At 58.9% G+C, this 19233-nt stretch carries 24 protein-coding genes; 21 read left to right on the forward strand and 3 right to left on the reverse strand.

All coding sequences use genetic code 11. From position 1 onward, the window contains the following. Positions 1–66 precede the first annotated feature (66 nt). The 6 genes from HCZ23_RS09200 (at position 67) to HCZ23_RS09220 (ending at position 3513) form a co-directional block, all read left to right on the forward strand. Complete coding sequence (locus HCZ23_RS09200) at positions 67–204, forward strand: hypothetical protein (protein ID WP_167601446.1); 138 nt, start codon at positions 67–69, stop codon at positions 202–204. A gap of 177 nt (positions 205–381) precedes the next feature. After that, positions 382–603, forward strand: a complete 222-nt coding sequence (locus tag HCZ23_RS09205; RefSeq protein WP_167601447.1) for a DUF1127 domain-containing protein — start codon at positions 382–384, stop codon at positions 601–603. Between the two features lie 38 nt (positions 604–641). After that, entirely contained in the window at positions 642–767 is a 126-nt protein-coding gene (locus HCZ23_RS18230; protein WP_303048535.1) for a hypothetical protein, read from the forward strand. Between the two features lie 232 nt (positions 768–999). Continuing rightward, positions 1000–1476: a 50S ribosomal protein L15 gene (gene rplO / locus HCZ23_RS09210; protein WP_167601448.1), complete on the forward strand. Its 477-nt coding sequence runs from the start codon at positions 1000–1002 to the stop codon at positions 1474–1476. A 106-nt stretch (positions 1477–1582) separates the two neighbouring features. Then, positions 1583–2941 carry a preprotein translocase subunit SecY gene (gene secY, locus HCZ23_RS09215; protein WP_175580888.1) on the forward strand — a complete coding sequence of 453 codons (1359 nt, stop codon included), beginning with the start codon at positions 1583–1585 and terminating at the stop codon, positions 2939–2941. After that, complete coding sequence (locus tag HCZ23_RS09220; protein WP_167601449.1) at positions 2938–3513, forward strand: adenylate kinase; 576 nt, start codon at positions 2938–2940, stop codon at positions 3511–3513. The genes secY and HCZ23_RS09220 overlap by 4 nt, the downstream gene beginning before the upstream one ends. 67 nt (positions 3514–3580) lie before the next feature. Here the strand turns inward: HCZ23_RS09220 and HCZ23_RS09225 are convergent, their stop codons facing one another. Further along, a complete protein-coding gene (locus HCZ23_RS09225) occupies positions 3581–4198 on the reverse strand; it encodes a CatB-related O-acetyltransferase (RefSeq protein ID WP_254870050.1) in 618 nt (205 codons plus the stop codon). Between the two features lie 551 nt (positions 4199–4749). On the opposite strand from HCZ23_RS09225, the gene rpsM reads away from it, so the two are divergent. The 15 genes from rpsM (at position 4750) to HCZ23_RS09300 (ending at position 17734) form a co-directional block, all read left to right on the forward strand. Beyond that, entirely contained in the window at positions 4750–5118 is a 369-nt protein-coding gene (gene rpsM / locus HCZ23_RS09230) for a 30S ribosomal protein S13 (RefSeq protein ID WP_167601451.1), read from the forward strand. A gap of 15 nt (positions 5119–5133) precedes the next feature. Next, entirely contained in the window at positions 5134–5526 is a 393-nt protein-coding gene (gene rpsK / locus HCZ23_RS09235) for a 30S ribosomal protein S11 (protein ID WP_167601452.1), read from the forward strand. Between the two features lie 123 nt (positions 5527–5649). After that, positions 5650–6666: a DNA-directed RNA polymerase subunit alpha gene (locus HCZ23_RS09240; protein WP_167601453.1), complete on the forward strand. Its 1017-nt coding sequence runs from the start codon at positions 5650–5652 to the stop codon at positions 6664–6666. 134 nt (positions 6667–6800) lie between these two features. Then, positions 6801–7229: a 50S ribosomal protein L17 gene (gene rplQ / locus HCZ23_RS09245; protein ID WP_167601454.1), complete on the forward strand. Its 429-nt coding sequence runs from the start codon at positions 6801–6803 to the stop codon at positions 7227–7229. 242 nt (positions 7230–7471) lie between these two features. Next, on the forward strand, positions 7472–8083 hold the full coding sequence (locus tag HCZ23_RS09250; protein ID WP_167601455.1) for an autoinducer binding domain-containing protein: 612 nt from the start codon (positions 7472–7474) through the stop codon (positions 8081–8083). A 54-nt stretch (positions 8084–8137) separates the two neighbouring features. After that, positions 8138–8725: an acyl-homoserine-lactone synthase gene (locus HCZ23_RS09255; RefSeq protein ID WP_167601456.1), complete on the forward strand. Its 588-nt coding sequence runs from the start codon at positions 8138–8140 to the stop codon at positions 8723–8725. Between the two features lie 89 nt (positions 8726–8814). Further along, positions 8815–10140 (forward strand): replication-associated recombination protein A, encoded by a 1326-nt coding sequence (locus HCZ23_RS09260; RefSeq protein WP_167601457.1) that lies wholly within the window; start codon positions 8815–8817, stop codon positions 10138–10140. A 49-nt stretch (positions 10141–10189) separates the two neighbouring features. Then, positions 10190–10564 carry a fluoride efflux transporter CrcB gene (gene crcB, locus HCZ23_RS09265; protein ID WP_167601458.1) on the forward strand — a complete coding sequence of 125 codons (375 nt, stop codon included), beginning with the start codon at positions 10190–10192 and terminating at the stop codon, positions 10562–10564. Further along, positions 10561–11610 (forward strand): RluA family pseudouridine synthase, encoded by a 1050-nt coding sequence (locus HCZ23_RS09270; RefSeq protein WP_167601459.1) that lies wholly within the window; start codon positions 10561–10563, stop codon positions 11608–11610. Before crcB ends, HCZ23_RS09270 begins: the two co-directional genes overlap by 4 nt. Next, entirely contained in the window at positions 11607–12290 is a 684-nt protein-coding gene (locus HCZ23_RS09275; RefSeq protein ID WP_167601460.1) for an HAD-IA family hydrolase, read from the forward strand. Before HCZ23_RS09270 ends, HCZ23_RS09275 begins: the two co-directional genes overlap by 4 nt. Before the next feature lie 3 nt (positions 12291–12293). Beyond that, on the forward strand, positions 12294–13001 hold the full coding sequence (locus HCZ23_RS09280) for an ATP12 family protein (protein ID WP_167601461.1): 708 nt from the start codon (positions 12294–12296) through the stop codon (positions 12999–13001). Positions 13002–13230: 229 nt separating this feature from the next. Beyond that, a complete protein-coding gene (locus tag HCZ23_RS09285) occupies positions 13231–14256 on the forward strand; it encodes an amino acid ABC transporter substrate-binding protein (protein ID WP_167601462.1) in 1026 nt (341 codons plus the stop codon). A gap of 141 nt (positions 14257–14397) precedes the next feature. Then, the gene (locus HCZ23_RS09290) at positions 14398–15618 is read left to right on the forward strand and encodes an amino acid ABC transporter permease (protein ID WP_167601463.1); all 1221 of its coding nucleotides are present in this window, start codon (positions 14398–14400) and stop codon (positions 15616–15618) included. Position 15619: 1 nt separating this feature from the next. Continuing rightward, positions 15620–16930: an amino acid ABC transporter permease gene (locus HCZ23_RS09295; protein WP_167601464.1), complete on the forward strand. Its 1311-nt coding sequence runs from the start codon at positions 15620–15622 to the stop codon at positions 16928–16930. A gap of 15 nt (positions 16931–16945) precedes the next feature. Then, a complete protein-coding gene (locus HCZ23_RS09300; protein WP_167601465.1) occupies positions 16946–17734 on the forward strand; it encodes an amino acid ABC transporter ATP-binding protein in 789 nt (262 codons plus the stop codon). Positions 17735–17778: 44 nt separating this feature from the next. Here the strand turns inward: HCZ23_RS09300 and HCZ23_RS09305 are convergent, their stop codons facing one another. Both HCZ23_RS09305 and argB read right to left on the reverse strand, forming a co-directional pair. Continuing rightward, a complete protein-coding gene (locus HCZ23_RS09305) occupies positions 17779–18291 on the reverse strand; it encodes a histidine phosphatase family protein (RefSeq protein WP_167601466.1) in 513 nt (170 codons plus the stop codon). Continuing rightward, positions 18291–19187 carry an acetylglutamate kinase gene (gene argB, locus HCZ23_RS09310; RefSeq protein WP_167601467.1) on the reverse strand — a complete coding sequence of 299 codons (897 nt, stop codon included), beginning with the start codon at positions 19185–19187 and terminating at the stop codon, positions 18291–18293. The genes HCZ23_RS09305 and argB overlap by 1 nt, the downstream gene beginning before the upstream one ends. Between the last annotated feature and the right edge of the window lie 46 nt (positions 19188–19233).

A 19233-nucleotide genomic window follows, 5' to 3' on the forward strand; every position in this document is an offset into this window, starting at 1 on the left:
TAAGATTTCGGGCGCAGAGTTTCCTCATCACCGGCGTAAAGCCGATCTGCCTGAGAGGAGCCTGAAATGAATATTCTCGTCAAAGCTTTCCACGACTGGTTCGAAAACTTCATGACCAGCATTCCCGCCTTCGATCTGTCCGCTTTCGACCTGTCGGAACCGGGGGTGCATTGGATGGAAACCCATCCCAGCCAGCATCAGTGACCAAGGGTATGCATAAAATCTAGTCAGTTTATAAACTGCATGCATTTTGTGCATACCAGAGTCGCAAAAACTGGGGGATGTCAATTTTGGCGTCCCCCTCTACATGAGCCGTGCTCCTAAAGAGAACCAAACATACAGATTCGCGGGACATACGGTCCCGGCAAAAGGAAAAACACTATGGCACACTACAATGACACGGCCCGCATCGCCGCAGGCGCAGGTTTGATCGACACCGTTCGCGACATCATCGAAGGCATCCGCCTGAGCTTTGCCCGTCAGCGCGCTTTCGCGAAAACCTACAACGAACTCAATGCTCTGACGGATCACGAGCTGGCCGATATTGGCCTTGGCCGTTCCGACATCATGGACATCGCCCGCAGCACCGCTGCGCGCATCTGAGCTTCTGCTCCCTGAGATATAAGACAAAGGATCCGACCATGCTCGCCACCTCTTTCCAATCGCTTCTGCGTCCGTTCTTCAATGGTCTCTTCGCGATGCGTGCCCATTGGCATGCCGGCCCTGTTCCGACCTGGAAAGAATACCTGCGCGCCACCGCAGAGTGACACGCGGGCGCGGCGCATGTACGTCGGCCTCTGGACAGGACACGCACCCCGCAGGAGACTGTGGGGTGTTTTGCTCAGAAGATGCGGAAAACAAGCAGTGCAGAGGCTTGATCGCAAAGCGCCAAGCGTCTATACGCCCCCGGTGGACTCCTAAGGTCCATAAGAATCAACACATGTAAGCCGTGGTTGCCCACTCCGTCGCTGGAGGGCACATCCGGCAAGGAGAAGCGACATGAAATTGCATGAACTGCGCGACAACGAAGGCGCAACCAAGAAACGCATGCGCGTTGGCCGTGGCCCGGGTTCGGGCAAAGGTAAAATGGGTGGCCGTGGTATCAAAGGTCAAAAATCCCGTTCCGGCGTGGCCATCAAAGGCTACGAGGGCGGCCAGATGCCGCTCTACCAACGTCTGCCGAAGCGTGGCTTTAACAAGCCGAACCGCGCGAAATTCGCTGTTGTGAACCTCGGCCTGATCGAGAAATTCATCGAAGCCGGCAAACTCGACGCCGCCAACGTGACCGAAGACAGCCTCGTGGCGTCCGGCCTCGTGCGTCGCAAACTGGACGGTATCCGCGTTCTGGCGAAAGGCGATGTCAAATCCAAACTGATCATCACCGTCACCGGCGCCTCCAAATCCGCTGTCGAAGCTGTCGAAAAAGCAGGCGGTTCGCTCACCGTGGCCGCAAAGGCCGACGCGGCAGCCGAATAAGACTTGTGACGAGGGGCTCAGCCCCTTACATCAGGTTTGAGTTTTCCAAGCGCCGCCCTCCGGAAAGCCCGGTCGGGCGGCGCTGTCGTGAATAGAGAGACCATTAATGGCATCCGCAGCAGAACAAATGGCGGCGAACCTCGACTGGGGCACCTTCGGGAAGGCCAAGGAGCTTCGCCAGCGTATCTTTTTCACCATCGGTCTTTTGATCGTGTACCGTCTGGGCACCTATATCCCGGTGCCGGGGATCGACGGCAACGCGCTTCGTGACTTTATGGAACAGGCCGCGTCGGGCATCGGGGGCATCCTGTCGATGTTCACCGGCGGTGCGCTGGGTCGGATGGGGATTTTTGCGCTCGGCATCATGCCCTACATCTCCGCCTCCATCATCGTGCAGCTTCTGACCTCGATGGTGCCATCGCTTGAAAACCTCAAGAAAGAGGGCGAAGCGGGCCGTAAAAAGATCAACCAATACACCCGTTTCGGCACGGTCGCCCTGGCGCTGTTCCAGGCCTACGGTCTCGCCGCCTCTTTGGAGGCCGGGAACCTGGCCCATGATCCGGGTTGGTATTTCCGTGCCGGTGTGGTGATCACGCTGGTCGGTGGCACCATGTTCCTGATGTGGCTCGGTGAGCAAATCACCAACCGCGGCATCGGCAATGGTATCTCTCTGATCATTTTCGTCGGCATCGTGGCCGAGATCCCGGGCGCTCTGGCGCAGTTCTTTGCCTCCGGCCGGTCCGGCGCGATCTCTCCCTTCGTGACGCTGATCGTGATTGCCATGGTCGTGGCCGTGATCGCCTTTGTGGTCTTCATGGAGCGCGCGCTGCGCAAGGTGCATATCCAATACCCGCGCCGCCAGCAGGGCATGAAAATCTATGACGCGCAGTCCTCGCACCTGCCGATCAAGGTGAACCCGGCGGGCGTGATCCCGGCGATCTTCGCCTCGTCCCTGTTGCTTTTGCCGACCACCATCGCGACCTTCTCCGGTCAGTCTGATGTCGGTCCGGTGATGTCCACGATCCTCGCCTACTTTGGCCCGGGTCAACCGCTTTACCTTCTGTTCTTCACGGCGATGATCGTCTTCTTCGCCTATTTCTACACCGCCAACGTCGCCTTCAAATCGGAAGACGTGGCCAAGAACCTGAAGAACCAGAATGGATTCATCCCCGGCATCCGTCCGGGGAAGAAGACCGAGGAACACCTCGATTATATCGTGGCCCGTCTCCTCGTGATCGGCTCCGCCTATTTGGCCGCAGTGTGTCTGTTGCCGGAAATTCTTCGGAGCCAGTTCGCCATCCCCTTCTATTTTGGCGGCACTTCGGTGTTGATTGTGGTATCGGTGACGATGGACACGATTCAACAAGTCCAGTCCCACCTGCTGGCGCACCAGTATGAGGGGCTGATCGAGAAATCTCAGCTGCGCGGGAGGAAGCGCAGCAAAAGAGGGACAGCAAGACGATGAACATTATTCTGCTTGGACCGCCGGGCGCGGGCAAGGGAACTCAGGCGCAACGTCTCGTGGAGGAGCGAGGCATGGTGCAACTTTCGACCGGGGATATGCTGCGTGAAGCAAAGACCTCCGGCACGGAAATGGGCAAAAAGGTTGCGGCGATCATGGATGCCGGTCAACTCGTCACCGACGAGATCGTGATCGGTCTGATCGAAGAGAAGATCAAGGTCGGCAATGCCGCCGGTTTCATCTTCGACGGTTTCCCGCGCACGCTGGGCCAAGCCGACGCTCTGGCCGAGCTTTTGTCCCGCAACGGGGCGCAGCTTGAGGCGGTGATCCTGTTGGAAGTGGATGACGACACGCTGGTGAAGCGCATCGTCAACCGCGCGGCCGAGGCGGTTGCAGCCGGTAAGGAAGCGCGGGCGGACGACAACGAAGAGAGCGTCAAAATCCGCCTGATGGAATATTATAAAAAGACCTCCCCGCTGATTGGCTACTACTACGCCAAAGGCGATCTGAAGACCGTTGACGGGCTTCAGAGCATGGAGCAGGTCTCTGCAGACATCGCCAAAGCTCTGGCATAATCCGCAAGAAACCGTTTTGAGCCCCCTTCGCGCCTCGGTGCGGAGGGGGCTTTTTTATGCGCGCAAGCTAAGTCTCAAGAGGAGCGCCGTTGAGAAAGATGCCGACCCCGGGGCGGCGTTCGATCCGGTCGCTCTGGAGAGACAGCGGAACGAGGTTGTCTCCGGCCGCGTCTATTTGATCGAGGCAGCTTGCCGGGTCGGCCAGATCGAGATCAAGCGCACGCAGGTCGAGCTGCCACCACCGGCTTTGCAACAGGCGCGTGATCATCTCGGGGGAAAAGCGCTTGCGCAGCGGTCTTGCCGGAAGGCCCGCGACAACTTCGTAGGGGGCGACATCGCGGGTCACAACAGCGCGTGCGCCGATGATCGCGCCTGTGCCGATGCTGACACCTGCCCGGATAAAGGCGCCGTCACCGATCCAGACATCGTGACCGATCTGGGTTATGGGGCCTCGCGGCGAGGGCACGCGGGACCGCGTTGCGGCAAAATAGGGATCTTTTGCAAAGCCATCGCCGCCACCAAAGCTGAGAGGGTGGGTTGTCAGATGGGTCACCGGATGTTCGTCCGTCCCGATCACAACGCGGCGGGCGATGGAGCAGAAGCGACCGATTTTGGCGTTGGAAATCTCGCTTTGCGCCCCCACGTAGCTGTAGCCCGCAATCGCCACATCGCCTCTGAGTTCCACATCCCGTAGGCGCGCAGGGTGTTCGATTTCGAGCACGTGAGGCAGGTGGCCCCGCAGCCTCAAAAGACTTTGGCGTTCAGCGCAGTGGTGTGCGATTTGGGGCGGTATTCGGGGCTTGGCCGGTGGCATGCCTCTGTCCTTGGTCTGACGTCACGCGGCGGCCTGGTCGGGGCGGGCGGTGCGATGAGGGAGCGTCGCGAGATTCGCACTAAATCGGGATTTCGGATTTCGGATTTCGTGTGAAGCATTCACATACGTTTATCTGTTTAAAGCGTTTTCCTTTTTCCCTGTCTCAGTTAAAAGAGCAACGCTTTTGTTCGGGATGTCGCCGCAAAGTCAGTGTATTTAGCGTCAGGTCTTGACCCTTGGACGATTCGCATCTATGGCAACCCATCCCCTTAGGGAAAAAGATTCGAATACAGGCGGTTCATCCAGAAGAGCTTGTTTCAATCATCACCTGAATTCAGCTGTGGCTCGCTGGTTTTGTCCCGCGAGCTTCCGTTGTGAAAAAAGGTTCCGGGACTACGGAACCGCAACGAAAGGAAAATAACGTGGCACGTATCGCCGGCGTAAACATCCCGACCGCGAAGCGCGTTCCGATCGCGCTCACCTACATCACGGGCATTGGCAACACCTCTGCCGTTGCTATCTGCGAAGCTGTTGGCATCGATCTCACCCGTCGCGTCAACGAGCTGTCTGACGCCGAAGTTCTCGCCATCCGCGAGCACATCGACGCCAACTACACCGTGGAAGGCGACCTGCGCCGTGAAACGCAGATGAACATCAAGCGTCTCATGGACCTCGGCTGCTACCGCGGCCTGCGTCACCGTCGTAACCTCCCGGTTCGCGGTCAACGTACCCACACCAACGCTCGCACCCGCAAAGGCCCCGCAAAGGCCATCGCTGGCAAGAAGAAGTAAGGGGAGAACTGACCAATGGCACGCGATACCCGTCGTACGACAAAGAAGAAGGCTTCCAAGAACATCGCCGCAGGCGTTGCTCACGTGAACTCCACCTTCAACAACACCAAAATCCTGATCTCCGACGTGCAAGGCAATGCGATCTCCTGGTCGTCCGCTGGCACCATGGGCTTCAAAGGCTCCCGGAAATCCACGCCCTACGCCGCTCAGATGGCTGCTGAGGACGCTGGAAAAAAAGCTCAGGATCACGGCGTGAAAACCCTCGAAGTCGAAGTTCAGGGCCCCGGCTCTGGCCGTGAGTCCGCTCTGCGCGCTCTGGCTGCTATCGGCTTCAACATCACGTCCATCCGCGACGTGACCCCGATTGCCCACAACGGCTGCCGCCCGCCGAAGCGTCGCCGCGTGTAATCGACTGTATAGATTTCGGATCGCGGGTCTTCGTGCCCGCGGTCCTTTTGTGCGTTTTAGAGACCCCTCGGGCGTTCTATCGCTTTAGGACATGGGCGTTAGAACAAGAATGGAGGCACCAGCATGATCCACAAAAATTGGGCCGAGCTCATTAAACCGCAACAGCTTGATGTGAAGCCGGGCAATGAACCCGCACGTCAGGCCACCCTCGTTGCCGAACCGCTTGAGCGCGGCTTTGGTCTGACGTTGGGCAACGCGCTGCGTCGCGTGTTGATGTCGTCGCTTCAGGGCGCGGCCATCACCTCCGTCCAGATCGACAACGTTCTGCATGAATTCTCGTCTGTTGCCGGTGTGCGTGAAGACGTCACCGACATCATCCTGAACCTCAAAGGCGTGTCCCTGCGCATGGAAGTCGAAGGACCGAAGCGTCTTTCCATCTCCGCCAAGGGTCCGATGGTTGTCACCGCTGGTGACATCTCCGAATCCGCCGGCATCGAGGTTCTGAACAAGGATCACGTGATCTGCCACCTCGACGATGGCGCCGATCTGTTCATGGAACTGACCGTGAACACCGGCAAAGGCTACGTTTCCGCCGACAAGAACAAACCGGAAGATGCGCCGATCGGCCTGATCCCGGTCGACGCGATCTATTCGCCGGTCAAGAAAGTGTCCTACGACGTGCAGCCGACCCGTGAAGGTCAGGTGCTCGACTATGACAAGCTGACGATGAAAATCGAAACCGACGGTTCCGTGACCCCGGAAGACGCCGTGGCCTTCGCTGCGCGCATCCTTCAGGATCAGCTGGGCATCTTCGTGAACTTCGACGAGCCGGAATCGGCTGGTCGTCAGGAAGAAGACGATGGTCTCGAGTTCAACCCGCTTCTCTTGAAGAAAGTGGACGAGCTGGAACTGTCTGTCCGTTCGGCAAACTGCCTCAAGAACGACAACATCGTCTACATCGGCGATCTCATCCAGAAAACCGAAGCCGAGATGCTCCGCACCCCGAACTTCGGCCGCAAGTCTCTGAACGAGATCAAAGAGGTTCTGTCCGGCATGGGCCTGCACCTCGGCATGGATGTCGAAGAGTGGCCGCCTGAGAACATCGAAGATCTGGCCAAGAAATTCGAAGACCAGTTCTAAGACCTTCGGGGGAGGTTTCGACCTCCCCCCAAATGCCCGCATCTTGCGGGGAATACACGGGCAAATGCCCCAAGGAGAGTGGCTGACACGCATCGGCTGCCAGACAAAGCAAAACACGCTAAAGGAGATAGAAAATGCGTCATGCTAAAGGTTACCGCCGCCTGAACCGGACCCACGAACACCGCAAAGCGATGTTCTCCAACATGGCTGGCTCGCTCATCGAGCACGAACAAATCAAAACCACGCTGCCGAAAGCCAAAGAGCTTAAGCGCATCATGGACAAGCTGATCACGCTCGGCAAACGTGGCGATCTGCACGCCCGTCGCCAAGCTGCATCCCAGCTCAAGCAGGACAAAGACGTTGCGAAACTCTTTGAAATCCTCGGCCCGCGTTACGCCGAGCGCGCCGGTGGTTACACCCGCGTTCTGAAAGCCGGCTTCCGCTACGGCGATATGGCTCCGATGGCGATCATCGAGCTCGTGGACCGCGATCCGGCCGCCAAAGGCGCCGCCGACAAAGCCCGCCTCGAAGCCGAAGACGCTGCTCTGGCTGCCGAAGACTGATCTTTTCAGTTTCTACCGGATCGAATGCGAAAGCCCCGCTGAAGAGCGGGGCTTTTTTCTTGGGTGAGGGGGCGAAAGGCAGAAAGATAAAACGCATAAAATCGCGGCAAACAACCCGGCGTTTTCTGTCGCTTTTTACCAGTTGTTCTATTTGGGCTTCCCAAAAGTGACTCTGTGGTTTAAATCTTAAATCAGTGATCGCCCATAGGTTGTCACACCTTTCGCAAGAGAATGTATTTTCAATGTCTGACACAACGGAACTCAATCGCCAGTTCGCTCAATTAAGAGCCATGTCGCCCGCAGGCTATTCCGCCGGGCTGCATATTCGTTTCGCTGCCCCAATTGTTTCTGAGGCAAATTACGATCCGAAATGGCTCGAACATTACGCTGTGAACGCTTACGCGTTGAGAGATCCGATGATCGCATGGGGATTGTCTTGCGAAGGGGCAAAAAGGTGGAGCGAAATAGAACTCCCCGATCCATTCAATATTTGGAGGCAGGCCGCCGAATTCGGCCTGAACTTTGGTGTTGCCGTGTCCTGTGGACCGGTTCAGTCGAGATCAATCGTCGGATGCGCAAGGTCTGACCGCGAATTTACCGATCAGGAAATCAGTAAAATCGCCACGATCGTGCGCACCCTTCATGAAATTTCAGAACCTCAAACAGATTTGACACAGGCGCAAATTCAGGCCCTCCGGTGCATCGCAGGCGGTGATCGTCATGCAGCAGCCGCGGCCAAGCTCGGAATTTCGGAGAGCGCGCTCAAAGCGCGACTCGTTTCCGCCCGAGAACGTCTCATGGCCCGGACCACCTCAGAGGCCATTCAAAAAGCCAAGGAGATCAAGCTGCTATGACGGTACTCGCTCCTGCGTTGCGTTGAAGAACTCAACCAACACCGGAGACGTACCATGCAAACGACCACGCTTTCTTTTGCCAACCTGCACAACCATGGCGATCTTTTCGCCAACATGCTTCGCGCCAGACACGAAACCTTCATTCAGCACGCGAAGTGGGATTTGCCCCAGGCAGACGGCATGGAATATGACCAGTATGATACTCCCGCATCCCGTTGGATCGCGGTTCATGAGTTCGGCGATGTGTTGGCCGGTATCCGCTTGACCCCTACAACCACGAAATGTGGCATTTATTCCTATATGATCCGCGATGCTCAACGCGGCCTTTTGGACAGTATCCCGACCGATCTTTTGTTTGACGAAGCCCCCGTCGCGCCGCATGTCTGGGAATCCAGCCGGATTTTCGTGTCACCACGCGTGCCCGCGAAACAACGGATGCGGGTCCAGATGAGCCTGATTGGAGAAATGACCAATTCGGCGCGCGAACTTGGCGCGACCTCGGTCATTTGTTTGATCCCTGAAAATGGCAATCGCTGGGGCCGTCGTGTCGGTCTCGACATTGACGTCATCGGGCCGGTGATGGACATCGGCGGAGCGCGCAACGCCTGTATGCGGATCAATCTGATCAACAAACTGCACTGAGACCATGCCTTCGAAATCGGGGCCGAAACGCTGCCATTTCGGCCCCGAAACCTCTTTCGCCCACCTGATTGGCGGCGTAATCTCCGGCCATGGCCGACCTGTTTTCAAAAGACGATCCTGTCCCTGACCCAAGCACCGCGCACCGCCCTTTGGCGGACCGTTTGCGCCCGAAACAGCTGTCCGAGGTGATCGGCCAACAACAGGTGCTCGGCCCCGACGCGCCCTTGGGCGTGATGCTGGCCTCCGGCTCGCTGTCTTCAATCATTTTCTGGGGACCGCCGGGGGTGGGTAAGACCACCATCGCACGTCTTTTGGCCGATGAAACCGACCTGCATTTCGTGCAAATTTCCGCGATTTTCTCCGGTGTCCCCGAGCTGCGGAAGGTCTTTGAAGCCGCAAAAATGCGCCGTGCGAACGGGCAGGGCACGCTTTTGTTCGTCGACGAGATCCATCGCTTCAACAAGGCGCAGCAGGACAGTTTCCTGCCGCATATGGAAGACGGCACCATCCTCCTCGTGGGCGCCACAACGGAAAACCCCTCTTTCGAGTTGAACGCCGCTGTGCTGTCTCGCTCGCAGGTCATGGTGCTGACACGGCTCACGCCAGAGGATTTGGATCAGCTGGCCCAGCGGGCAGAGCATGAGCTTGGCAAGGTGCTTCCGCTGACCGAGGCGGCGCGTCGGTCGCTCTTTGAGATGGCTGATGGCGACGGGCGCACGCTTTTGAACCTCATTGAACAGATCGCCGCTTGGAAAGTGGCCGATCCGCTGGACCCGGAACAGCTTGGAAAACGGTTGATGCGTCGCGCCGCGAAATACGACAAATCGGGTGACGAGCATTACAACCTGATCTCCGCGCTGCACAAATCCGTGCGCGGGTCCGACCCGGATGCGGCGCTTTATTGGTTCAACCGGATGCTGGAAGGCGGCGAAGATCCGCGCTATCTCGCGCGGCGTCTGTTGCGGATGGCGATCGAGGACATCCAGCTCGCTGACCCGCAGGCCCATACCATCGCCCTTCATGCCTGGGAAAGCTACGAACGCCTTGGCTCGCCCGAAGGCGAATTGGCTCTGGCGCAGGCCGTGGTCTATCTGGCGCTCGCGCCGAAATCCAATGCGGTCTACACGGCCTTCAAAGCCGCGCGCGAAGCGGCGCGGAAAACCGGATCGGAGCCGCCTCCGAAACATATCCTCAACGCGCCGACAAAACTCATGTCTGAACAGGGCTATGGCGCGGGCTATGCTTATGATCATGACGCCGAGGATGCGTTCTCCGGACAGAACTATTTCCCCGACACGCTGCCGCGCACCCAGTTCTACAAACCGGTCGAACGCGGCTTTGAACGTGACCTGTCAAAACGCGTCGCCTACTTTGAAAAACTCCGGACTGAGCGCAAAAACTCCGGCAAAACTTGACATTTCACCCCTCGCCCCGCATGGCAGGGGCTGAGACGGAGACACGGATATGGCACCTTTGATTCAAGTCGCCCTGGGCGGCGCGCTCGGCGCCTCGGCGCGCTATTTGTCGGGATTGGGCATGACCCACCTCTTTGGCAAGAGCTTTCCTTGGAACACGATGTTCGTGAATTTCCTCGGTTCTTTCCTCATGGGTGTGATTGTCGTCGTGCTGGCGCATGAAAACGGCAACCGCTTCGCGCCCTTGTTGATGACCGGAATGCTGGGCGGGTTCACCACCTATTCGGCCTTTTCCCTCGACACGATGACCATTTTCGAACGCGGCGATTACGGGATCGCCGCCGCCTATGTCATCGGCACGCTTTTCCTCGCCCTTGGCGGCATCGCCCTCGGCCTTTATTCCGCACGGAGTTTCTACGCATGAGCCGGGTTCAGACAATCACCATCGAAGAGGATCAACCGGAACAGCGCCTTGATCGCTGGTTCCGCAAGATGTTTCCGCAACTGACGCAGGGCAATATCGAAAAGATGTGCCGAAAGGGCGAGATTCGCGTCGATGGCGCGCGCGCGAAATCCAACACGCGGGTCGGTCCGGGGATGGAAATCCGCGTGCCGCCGCTGCCGGATGAGAATGCGCCGAAACCGAAACGCGACGTGACGAATATCTCGGCGGCGGACGCCAGGATGATGCGCGATGCGGTGATCTATCAGGATGAGCATATCATCGTGATCAACAAACCGGCGGGCCTGCCGACACAAGGCGGCTCGAAACAGACGCGCCATGTCGACGGACTGTCTGCCGCGCTGCAGGGCGATTTCCCGGAGAAACCGCGCCTCGTGCACCGGCTCGACAAGGACACCTCGGGTGTCTTGGCGCTGGCGCGGACGCCGGCGATGGCCTCGAAACTGACCGAGGCCTTCCGGCACAAGAACACGCGCAAAATCTACTGGGCCTTGGTCGCGGGTGTGCCGACGCCCTATCTGGGCGAGATCAAATACGGTCTGGTGAAGGCGCGCGGGCGCGGCAAATCGGGCGAGGGTGAAAAGATGATCGCCGTCCACCCGCGCGACATCGACGCGACTGAAGGCGCGAAACGCGCGCATACGCTGTACGCGACGCTCTACCGGGTTGGCGCGCGGGCTAGTTGGGTCGCGATGGAGCCGATCACCGGCCGCACCCATCAGCTTCGTGCGCATATGGCGGAGATCGGTCACCCGATCATCGGGGACGGCAAATATGGCGGTTCCGGGCAGGAAAACCTCGGCGATGGCTGGGGCGCGCAATTGGGCGGCATCATCTCGAAGAAATTGCACCTGCATGCGCGCAGCCTGACGTTTGAACACCCGGCGACGCGCAAGGTGATCACTGTAACCGCGCCCCTGCCGGAGCACATGGCACACAGCTGGGAGACCTTTGGCTGGACCGAGGACCTCGCCGCCGACGATCCCTTTGAGGAGCTTCGTGGATGAAGCTTGTCATCTTTGACGTAGACGGCACGCTGGTCGACAGTCAGGCGCATATCGTCCTGTCCATGGCGGCGGCATTCGAGGCGGTGGGGCTGGCGATGCCGACGCGCGACACGATCCTGTCGATTGTTGGCCTGTCCCTGCCGCTTGCGCTGCGCGAACTGGCGCCCGAGGCGGATGAGGCCACGCTATCCCGGATGGTTGAGGCCTATAAAGACGCCTTTCAACAGCACCGACTGGCGCAAGGCGCCGCCGCCTCGCCGCTTTACCCGGGCGCCGAAGAGGCGGTGCGTCGGTTGGGCGCGCGGGACGATCTTTATCTGGCGATTGCCACGGGAAAGAGCCGTCGCGGTTTGGACGCGCTGATGCAGGAATGGGACTTCGCCGATCTCTTCATGTCGACGCAAAGCGCGGACGATCACCCGTCGAAACCGCATCCTTCAATGGTGCTGACCTGTCTGGTGGACTGCGGTGTCGCGGCAGAAGAGGCGGTCGTGATCGGCGACACGACCTATGACATGGAAATGGCGCGCGCCGCGCGGGTGCGGGGCATCGGCGTGCGGTGGGGCTATCACGGCAAAGAGGCGCTGATGAGCGCGGGCGCGGTCACGGTGTTGGATCGGTTCGACCAGCTCGACGGCGCGCTTGATGAGATATGGCTTGATGAGATGAGGGAAGGCTAAGACGTGGCAGAGTGGGCAGCGAAACGGTTCTGGAAAGACACGGTTGTGGCAGAGGCACAGGAGGGCTTCGAGGTGCATCTCGATGGTCGTCCGGTACGCACGCCTGCGAAGATGCCGCTGATCCTGCCGACCCGCGCGCTGGCCGATTTGGTCGCGGCGGAATGGGACGCGCAGGACGGCGTGATCGACCCGAACACCATGCCCGCGACGCGCGGCGCCAATGCGGCGATTGACAAAGTGTCGATCCAGCACGCCGAAGTGGCCGATATGCTGGCGGACTATGGCGACAGCGATCTTTTGTGCTACCGCGCCGAGCATCCGCAGGAGCTTGTCGCACGCCAAGCCGATCTCTGGGACCCGCTGCTCGATTGGGCAGAAGGCGCGCTTGGGGCACGGTTGGAGCCGCGCCCCGGGATTATGCATGCGCCTCAGGCGGAGGCAGCCTTGGCCGTGCTGCGGGACAAGACTCATGGCTTCACGGCGTTTGAGCTTGCGGCCTTTCACGATCTGGTCAGCCTCTCGGGCTCTTTGATTCTGGGCTTTGCCGTGACGGAGGGGCATCTTGACGCAGAGGAGGCCTGGCGGCTTTCGCGCGTTGATGAGGATTACCAGATCGAGCAATGGGGCGAGGATGAAGAGGCCGCGGAGGCCGCCGAAATCAAACGCCAAAGCTTTGTTCAGGCAGCTTTGTTTTACCGCGCGGTCAATTAAAGGGCGGTTGCTGTCGCGAGACGTTTAATTCCCGCGCATTCCTGCGAGCAATTTGATCAAACGCCGCGTTCCCATGCGGAAACGTGATCATGGCCTTGACGTTTTGGAATGAATCCTCCCAAACTAAGCTCATTGAAAGGGCATTTGCTCATTTCGATATCGCCCCCGGCCCACAGGGAGGGTCGGAGAAGAAGCGCCGCAAACGGCGCACTATCAGGAAGAGGTAAATATGAAAAAATCCGTTTTTCTTGGCGCGCTGACGCTGGCAGGTCTGGCTGCCGGTACCGCGATGGCCCAGGATTCCTCCACGCTGGCCGCCGTGAAAGAGCGTGGCGTTCTGAAATGCGGCGTGAACCCGGGCACCCCGGGCTTTGCTGCTCCGGATGCAAACGGCAACTTCGTTGGCTTTGACGTAGACGTCTGCCGTGCTGTGGCCGCTGCTGTTCTGGGTGACTCCGAGGCCGTCGAATACACGCCGCTGACCTCCGCGGTGCGCTTCACCGCGCTCGCCTCCGGCGAAGTGGACATGCTGGCCCGCAACACCACCTGGACCTTCTCGCGTGACGTCGACCTGAAGAACACCTTCGTCGGCGTGAACTACTATGACGGTCAGGGCTTTATGGTGCCGAAAGATCTCGGCGTGTCCTCCGCAAAAGAGCTGGGCGGTGCGACGGTCTGTATCGAAACCGGTACCACGACCGAGCTGAACCTTGCTGACTATTTCCGTGTGAACAACATGGATTACGAACCGGTTCCGGTTGAAAGCTTCACCGAAGCTCAGACGCAGTTCCTCGCCGGTGCTTGCGACGTGTACACCACCGACGCCTCCGCTCTGGCCGCCTCGCGTGCGTCCTTCGAGAACCCGGAAGGTTACGTGGTTCTGCCGGAAATCATCTCCAAAGAGCCGCTCGGCCCGCTCGTGCGTCATGGCGATGACAACTGGGGCGACATCGTGCGCTGGTCTTTGAACGCGATGATCGCGGCCGAAGAATACGGCGTGACCTCCGCGAATGCGGCCGAAATGGCCAACGGCACCGAAAACCCGGAGATCAACCGTCTTCTGGGTGTCGAAGGTGAACTGGGCGCGATGCTCGGTCTCGACAACGCCTGGGCTCTGAACATCCTGACCCAGGTTGGCAACTATGGCGAAAGCTTCGAGAAGAACATCGGTGAGAACACCCCGGTGGGTCTGGCTCGGGGCCTCAATGCTCAGTGGACCGAAGGCGGCCTGATCTACTCGCCGCCCTTCCGCTAAGACTGACAAAAGGGAAGGGCGCGGATCACACTCCGCGCCCTTTGCCTTTCTGGCTCTGCACACTTCAAAACCATCAAATGCGCGAACGGGAAATTCCGGGCGGTTGTAGGGCTTTTTCTGGGAAACAGGGGACCGTCACTCATGACGACAGCGACAAATACGCCGGAAGATCAGGGCTTTCGGCTAAGCCAGCTGATCTATGACACGCGGTATCGTTCGATCACCATTCAGGTGATTGCGATGCTGGCGTTCATGTTGATCGCGGCTTTTCTCATTCGCAACACGATCATCAACCTATCGGCTTTGGGCAAGGACATCGACTTCGGGTTCCTGTTCAATCGTGCGGCCTATGACATCAACCAACAAATCATTCCTTACACCTCGGACGATCCGCATTGGCGGGCGACTTTGGTGGGGCTTCTCAACACGCTTCTGATCGCCGTTCTGGGCTGTATACTGGCGACGATCATCGGGGTCATCGCAGGGGTCTTGCGCCTGTCAAAAAACTGGCTGACGGCGCGGATCATGACGTTCTATGTCGAGAGCTTCCGCAACATCCCGGTGCTTTTGTGGATTCTCGCCTTCATGGCGGTGCTCTCCGAAGCCCTCCCCGCGCCGCGCGCCTTCCGCGGCGATGATCCGGCGGCCTCCATGTGGCTTTGGGACAGTGTGGCGGTGACCAATCGCGGCACCTATATCCCGGCGCCGGTCTGGGGCGACGGGTCGGTGTTTGTCGTCATCACCTTCCTTCTGTCGCTTCTGGGTATCTGGGCTTTTGGCAAATTCTCCCAGCGCCGCTTTGAGGCGACCGGGCAAATCCTGCCGAATTTCTGGATCAAGCTGGCGATCTTTTTCGTCCCGTCGATCCTCGTCTATTTCGTGATGGGCCGCCCGATCACCCTGTCTTACCCGGAGCTCAAGGGCTTCAACTTCGGCGGTGGTCTGCACATGCGCAACTCGATGTTGGCGCTTTGGCTGGCGCTGAGTTTTTACACCGGGTCCTTCATCGCCGAAATCGTGCGCTCCGGCATTCTCGCCATTTCCAAAGGCCAGACCGAGGCCGCTTTTGCACTCGGCCTGCGCCCGTCGCGGACCATGAACCTCGTGATCCTGCCGCAGGCGTTGCGGGTCATCATCCCGCCGCTCATTTCGCAATACCTGAACCTGACGAAGAACTCTTCGCTGGCTCTGGCCGTGGGCTATATGGACCTGCGCTCGACCCTGGGCGGCACCACGCTCAACACGACGGGGCGGGAGTTGGAATGTATGCTCTTGATGATGGCGATTTACCTCGTTGTCAGCCTGCTGATTTCGTCGGGCATGAACGTCTACAACAAATCCGTCAGACTGAAGGAGCGCTGAGATGAGCAACACAAACTCCCTCTCATATGTGCGCAAGGAGATGCTGGAACAGCAGCCTGCGCCACGCTCTCAGGTCGGGTTTACACGCTGGGTCCGTGAGAACCTGTTCTCAGGTTGGTTCAATTCGATCCTGACGATTGTGTCGATCTTCGTGATCTACAAAATCCTCGCCGGAACACTTCCATGGCTCTTTGGCGGCGTCTGGGACGCGACCTCTCTGGATCAATGCCGGACCATCCTCAATGAGCGCTTCGGCAACACCCATTACGCCTGTTGGGCCGTTTTGACAGAGCGCTGGAACCAGTTGCTCTACGGGTTCTACCCGGAAAGCCAATACTGGCGCGCCAATCTGGCCTTCGTCTTGATGTTGGCCTCTCTGGCGCCGGTGCTGTTCGACAAAGTGCCGCGCAAGATGCTCTACCTCACCATGGCCTTCCCCTTCCTGATGGTCTGGCTGGTCTGGGGCGGCCCGATCTGGGGGGTGACCTCCGTGGCTGTCGGTTTCCTCCTTGGTGGCGTGGCGTTCAAGGTGGTGGATCGTTACGGTTCCATGGCTTTGTCGGCGATTGCCGCTGTTGCCGTGGCCGTGATCTGGTGGCTTTTCATCGGCCCGTCGGTGGTCGAGGGCCTCAATGCCGTGGCGCCGATCGGGCATCTCGAAGAGGTCCAAAGCCGCGATCTCGGCGGTTTTATGATCTGTGTGATCATCGGCATCTCCGGCATCGCGCTCTCGCTGCCCATCGGCATCGTTCTGGCGCTGGGCCGTCAGTCGGACCTGTTCATCGTGAAAACCATCTGTGTGGGGTTCATCGAGTTCATCCGCGGCGTGCCGCTCATCACGCTCCTGTTCACCGCCTCGCTTTTGCTCAACTACTTCCTCCCGCCGGGCACGACGTTCGATCTGACCTTGCGGGTGATCATCATGGTGACGCTGTTCTCGTCGGCTTACATGGCCGAGGTGATCCGGGGCGGTCTCGCCGCTCTGCCGAAAGGTCAATATGAGGCGGCCGACGCGCTCGGTCTCGATTATTGGAAAGCGCAGCGCCTGATCATCATGCCGCAGGCACTGAAAATCTCCATCCCGGGCATCGTGAACACCTTTATCGGCCTGTTCAAGGACACCACGCTGGTGATGTTCATCGGCATCTACGACATGCTGGGCCTCTCCAACGCCATCCGTGCCAACGCAGCCTGGAACGGCATCTATTGGGAGCTGTTCATCTTCATCGGCGGGGTCTTCTGGATCTGCTGTTTCGCCATGTCACAATATTCTCAGTGGCTGGAGCGCAAGCTCCGCACCGATCATCGTTAAGAAAGGAGACCAGATATGTCTCTCGCAGAAGACCGCGCTATTGACCGTTCTAAACTGACCGTCTCCGATGAGGTGGCCATTCAGATCACGAATATGAACAAATGGTACGGCGAATTTCACGTTCTCCGTGACATCAACCTGACTGTGAACCGGGGCGAGCGGATCGTCATCGCGGGGCCCTCCGGCTCCGGCAAATCCACGATGATCCGCTGTATCAACCGTCTCGAAGAGCACCAGCAGGGCAAGATCATCGTCGATGGGACCGAGCTGACCTCGGATCTCAAGAACATCGACAAGATCCGCTCGGAAGTCGGCATGTGCTTTCAGCACTTCAACCTCTTCCCGCATTTGACCATTCTGGAAAACTGCACGCTGGCGCCGATGTGGGTGCGCAAAACGCCGAAACGCGAGGCCGAAGAGCTGGCGATGCATTTCCTGGAAAAGGTGAAAATCCCGGATCAGGCGCATAAATACCCCGGTATGCTGTCGGGTGGACAACAACAGCGTGTGGCCATCGCCCGCTCGCTCTGTATGCAACCGCGGATCATGCTGTTCGATGAACCGACCTCGGCGCTCGACCCGGAGATGATCAAGGAGGTGCTCGACACCATGATCGAACTGGCGGAAGAGGGCATGACCATGCTCTGCGTGACCCACGAGATGGGCTTTGCCCGTCAGGTCGCGAACCGTGTCATTTTCATGGACCAGGGCCAGATCGTCGAACAGAACGAGCCGGAAGAGTTCTTCAACAATCCGAAATCGGAGCGGACAAAACTCTTCCTCTCACAAATTCTTGGCCACTGAGATCGGTCCTCAGAACAGACAAAAGGGCGCCTCGGCGCCCTTTTTTACTCGGCGGCTTCCAACTCGCGGGGGATGGCGAAATCCACTACCTCATTTTCCCCGAACCGCGCCTCTGCCCAAGTCGGAGCCTTGAGATCGAACACCGCCGTCGCCGCCGTCGGATAGCGCAGGAAATCCGGGTGCAGCGGGGGATGAGATGCGAAATGCGCGGCAAACTCCCCGATGCCGGGATTGTGTGCGAGCACCAAGACACAATCGCCCGTTGCCTGTTTCAAGGCGCTCATGATCCGGTGTTCCGACGCGAGATAAAGCGTGTCCAGCACCGTCTCCGGCGGACAAAGGCCAAGCCCGCGCGTCACGCGTTCAAGCGTTTCGCGGGTGCGCACGGCCGAAGAGACCAGCACCTGATCGGGAATATATCCCTTGTCCTTCAGCCATGTGCCCATGGTCACCGCATTGCGCTGACCGCGCGCATTCAAAGGACGGTCGATGTCATCCAACCGGGGATCGTCCCATCCCGATTTGGCGTGGCGCATCAGGATCAGACGACGAGACATCAGGATGTCATCTTCGACGGTTTCACGCGGGGCTGCGTGTCGCGAATGAGCGAGCCCGCGCCGTGTTCCGTGTAAAGCTCCAAAAGGCACGCATTCGGTGCGCGCCCGTCGAGGATCACCACGGCCCGCACCCCGTCACGAAGCGCATCGAGCGCGGTTTGGGTTTTGGGGATCATGCCGCCCGCAATGACGCCGGAGTCGGTCAAATCTTTGATCTGTTGCGAGCTGAGCGCGGTCAAAACTTCGCCATTGCCGTCCTTCACCCCCGACACATCGGTCAAAAGCAGAAGCCGATCGGCGTGCAGTGCGCCCGCAATCGCGCCCGCCGCGGTGTCGCCATTGACGTTAAACGTCTCGCCATTGCGGCCCGCCCCCACAGGCGCGATCACCGGGATCAGGTTCTCATCGCCAAGCTCTTTGATGATCGACGGGTTCATCGACACCGGCGTCCCGACAAAGCCCAGCGAGGGGTCGGTTTGCTCACAGACCATCAGGTTTGCGTCCTTGCCGGAAATCCCGACAGCGCGGCCGCCCTGACCGTTGATCGCCTGCACGATCCTTTTGTTCACGAGGCCCGAGAGCACCATCTCGACGACCTCGACAGTCGCCTTGTCGGTCACCCTTTTGCCGTTGACGAATTCGGACTGGATGTTGAGATCGGCCAGCATCTTGTTGATCATCGGCCCGCCGCCATGGACGACCACCGGCTTCACACCAACCTGCTGCATCAGCACGACATCGCGGGCAAAGCTTTCCATCGCCTCGTCCGAGCCCATCGCATGACCGCCGAGCTTGATCACGACGGTCGCGCCTTCGTATCGCTGCAAATAAGGCAGCGCTTGGGAAAGAGTGCGGGCGGTCGCGATCCAATCTCGGTTCATGTCTTGCTTCTTCATGTTCGGGAATCCAGATGAGGGTTTGATCCTCAATACAATTTTCCCG

The sequence above is a fragment of the Celeribacter sp. HF31 genome (genome assembly GCF_011806455.1).
In the GTDB taxonomy this organism is placed as follows: Bacteria; Pseudomonadota; Alphaproteobacteria; order Rhodobacterales; family Rhodobacteraceae; genus Celeribacter.

What these genes read in the sequence shown, in the direction of transcription:
- HCZ23_RS09200 (WP_167601446.1), top strand. Translation starts at nt 67, where the DNA reads ATGAATATTCTCGTCAAAGCTTTCCACGACTGGTTCGAAAACTTCATG.
- HCZ23_RS09205 (WP_167601447.1), top strand. Translation starts at nt 382, where the DNA reads ATGGCACACTACAATGACACGGCCCGCATCGCCGCAGGCGCAGGTTTG.
- HCZ23_RS18230 (WP_303048535.1), top strand. Translation starts at nt 642, where the DNA reads ATGCTCGCCACCTCTTTCCAATCGCTTCTGCGTCCGTTCTTCAATGGT.
- rplO (WP_167601448.1), top strand. Translation starts at nt 1,000, where the DNA reads ATGAAATTGCATGAACTGCGCGACAACGAAGGCGCAACCAAGAAACGC.
- secY (WP_175580888.1), top strand. Translation starts at nt 1,583, where the DNA reads ATGGCATCCGCAGCAGAACAAATGGCGGCGAACCTCGACTGGGGCACC.
- HCZ23_RS09220 (WP_167601449.1), top strand. Translation starts at nt 2,938, where the DNA reads ATGAACATTATTCTGCTTGGACCGCCGGGCGCGGGCAAGGGAACTCAG.
- rpsK (WP_167601452.1), top strand. Translation starts at nt 5,134, where the DNA reads ATGGCACGCGATACCCGTCGTACGACAAAGAAGAAGGCTTCCAAGAAC.
- HCZ23_RS09240 (WP_167601453.1), top strand. Translation starts at nt 5,650, where the DNA reads ATGATCCACAAAAATTGGGCCGAGCTCATTAAACCGCAACAGCTTGAT.
- rplQ (WP_167601454.1), top strand. Translation starts at nt 6,801, where the DNA reads ATGCGTCATGCTAAAGGTTACCGCCGCCTGAACCGGACCCACGAACAC.
- HCZ23_RS09250 (WP_167601455.1), top strand. Translation starts at nt 7,472, where the DNA reads ATGTCTGACACAACGGAACTCAATCGCCAGTTCGCTCAATTAAGAGCC.
- HCZ23_RS09255 (WP_167601456.1), top strand. Translation starts at nt 8,138, where the DNA reads ATGCAAACGACCACGCTTTCTTTTGCCAACCTGCACAACCATGGCGAT.
- HCZ23_RS09260 (WP_167601457.1), top strand. Translation starts at nt 8,815, where the DNA reads ATGGCCGACCTGTTTTCAAAAGACGATCCTGTCCCTGACCCAAGCACC.
- crcB (WP_167601458.1), top strand. Translation starts at nt 10,190, where the DNA reads ATGGCACCTTTGATTCAAGTCGCCCTGGGCGGCGCGCTCGGCGCCTCG.
- HCZ23_RS09270 (WP_167601459.1), top strand. Translation starts at nt 10,561, where the DNA reads ATGAGCCGGGTTCAGACAATCACCATCGAAGAGGATCAACCGGAACAG.
- HCZ23_RS09275 (WP_167601460.1), top strand. Translation starts at nt 11,607, where the DNA reads ATGAAGCTTGTCATCTTTGACGTAGACGGCACGCTGGTCGACAGTCAG.
- HCZ23_RS09285 (WP_167601462.1), top strand. Translation starts at nt 13,231, where the DNA reads ATGAAAAAATCCGTTTTTCTTGGCGCGCTGACGCTGGCAGGTCTGGCT.
- HCZ23_RS09290 (WP_167601463.1), top strand. Translation starts at nt 14,398, where the DNA reads ATGACGACAGCGACAAATACGCCGGAAGATCAGGGCTTTCGGCTAAGC.
- HCZ23_RS09295 (WP_167601464.1), top strand. Translation starts at nt 15,620, where the DNA reads ATGAGCAACACAAACTCCCTCTCATATGTGCGCAAGGAGATGCTGGAA.
- HCZ23_RS09300 (WP_167601465.1), top strand. Translation starts at nt 16,946, where the DNA reads ATGTCTCTCGCAGAAGACCGCGCTATTGACCGTTCTAAACTGACCGTC.
- HCZ23_RS09305 (WP_167601466.1), bottom strand. Translation starts at nt 18,291, where the DNA reads ATGTCTCGTCGTCTGATCCTGATGCGCCACGCCAAATCGGGATGGGAC.
- argB (WP_167601467.1), bottom strand. Translation starts at nt 19,187, where the DNA reads ATGAAGAAGCAAGACATGAACCGAGATTGGATCGCGACCGCCCGCACT.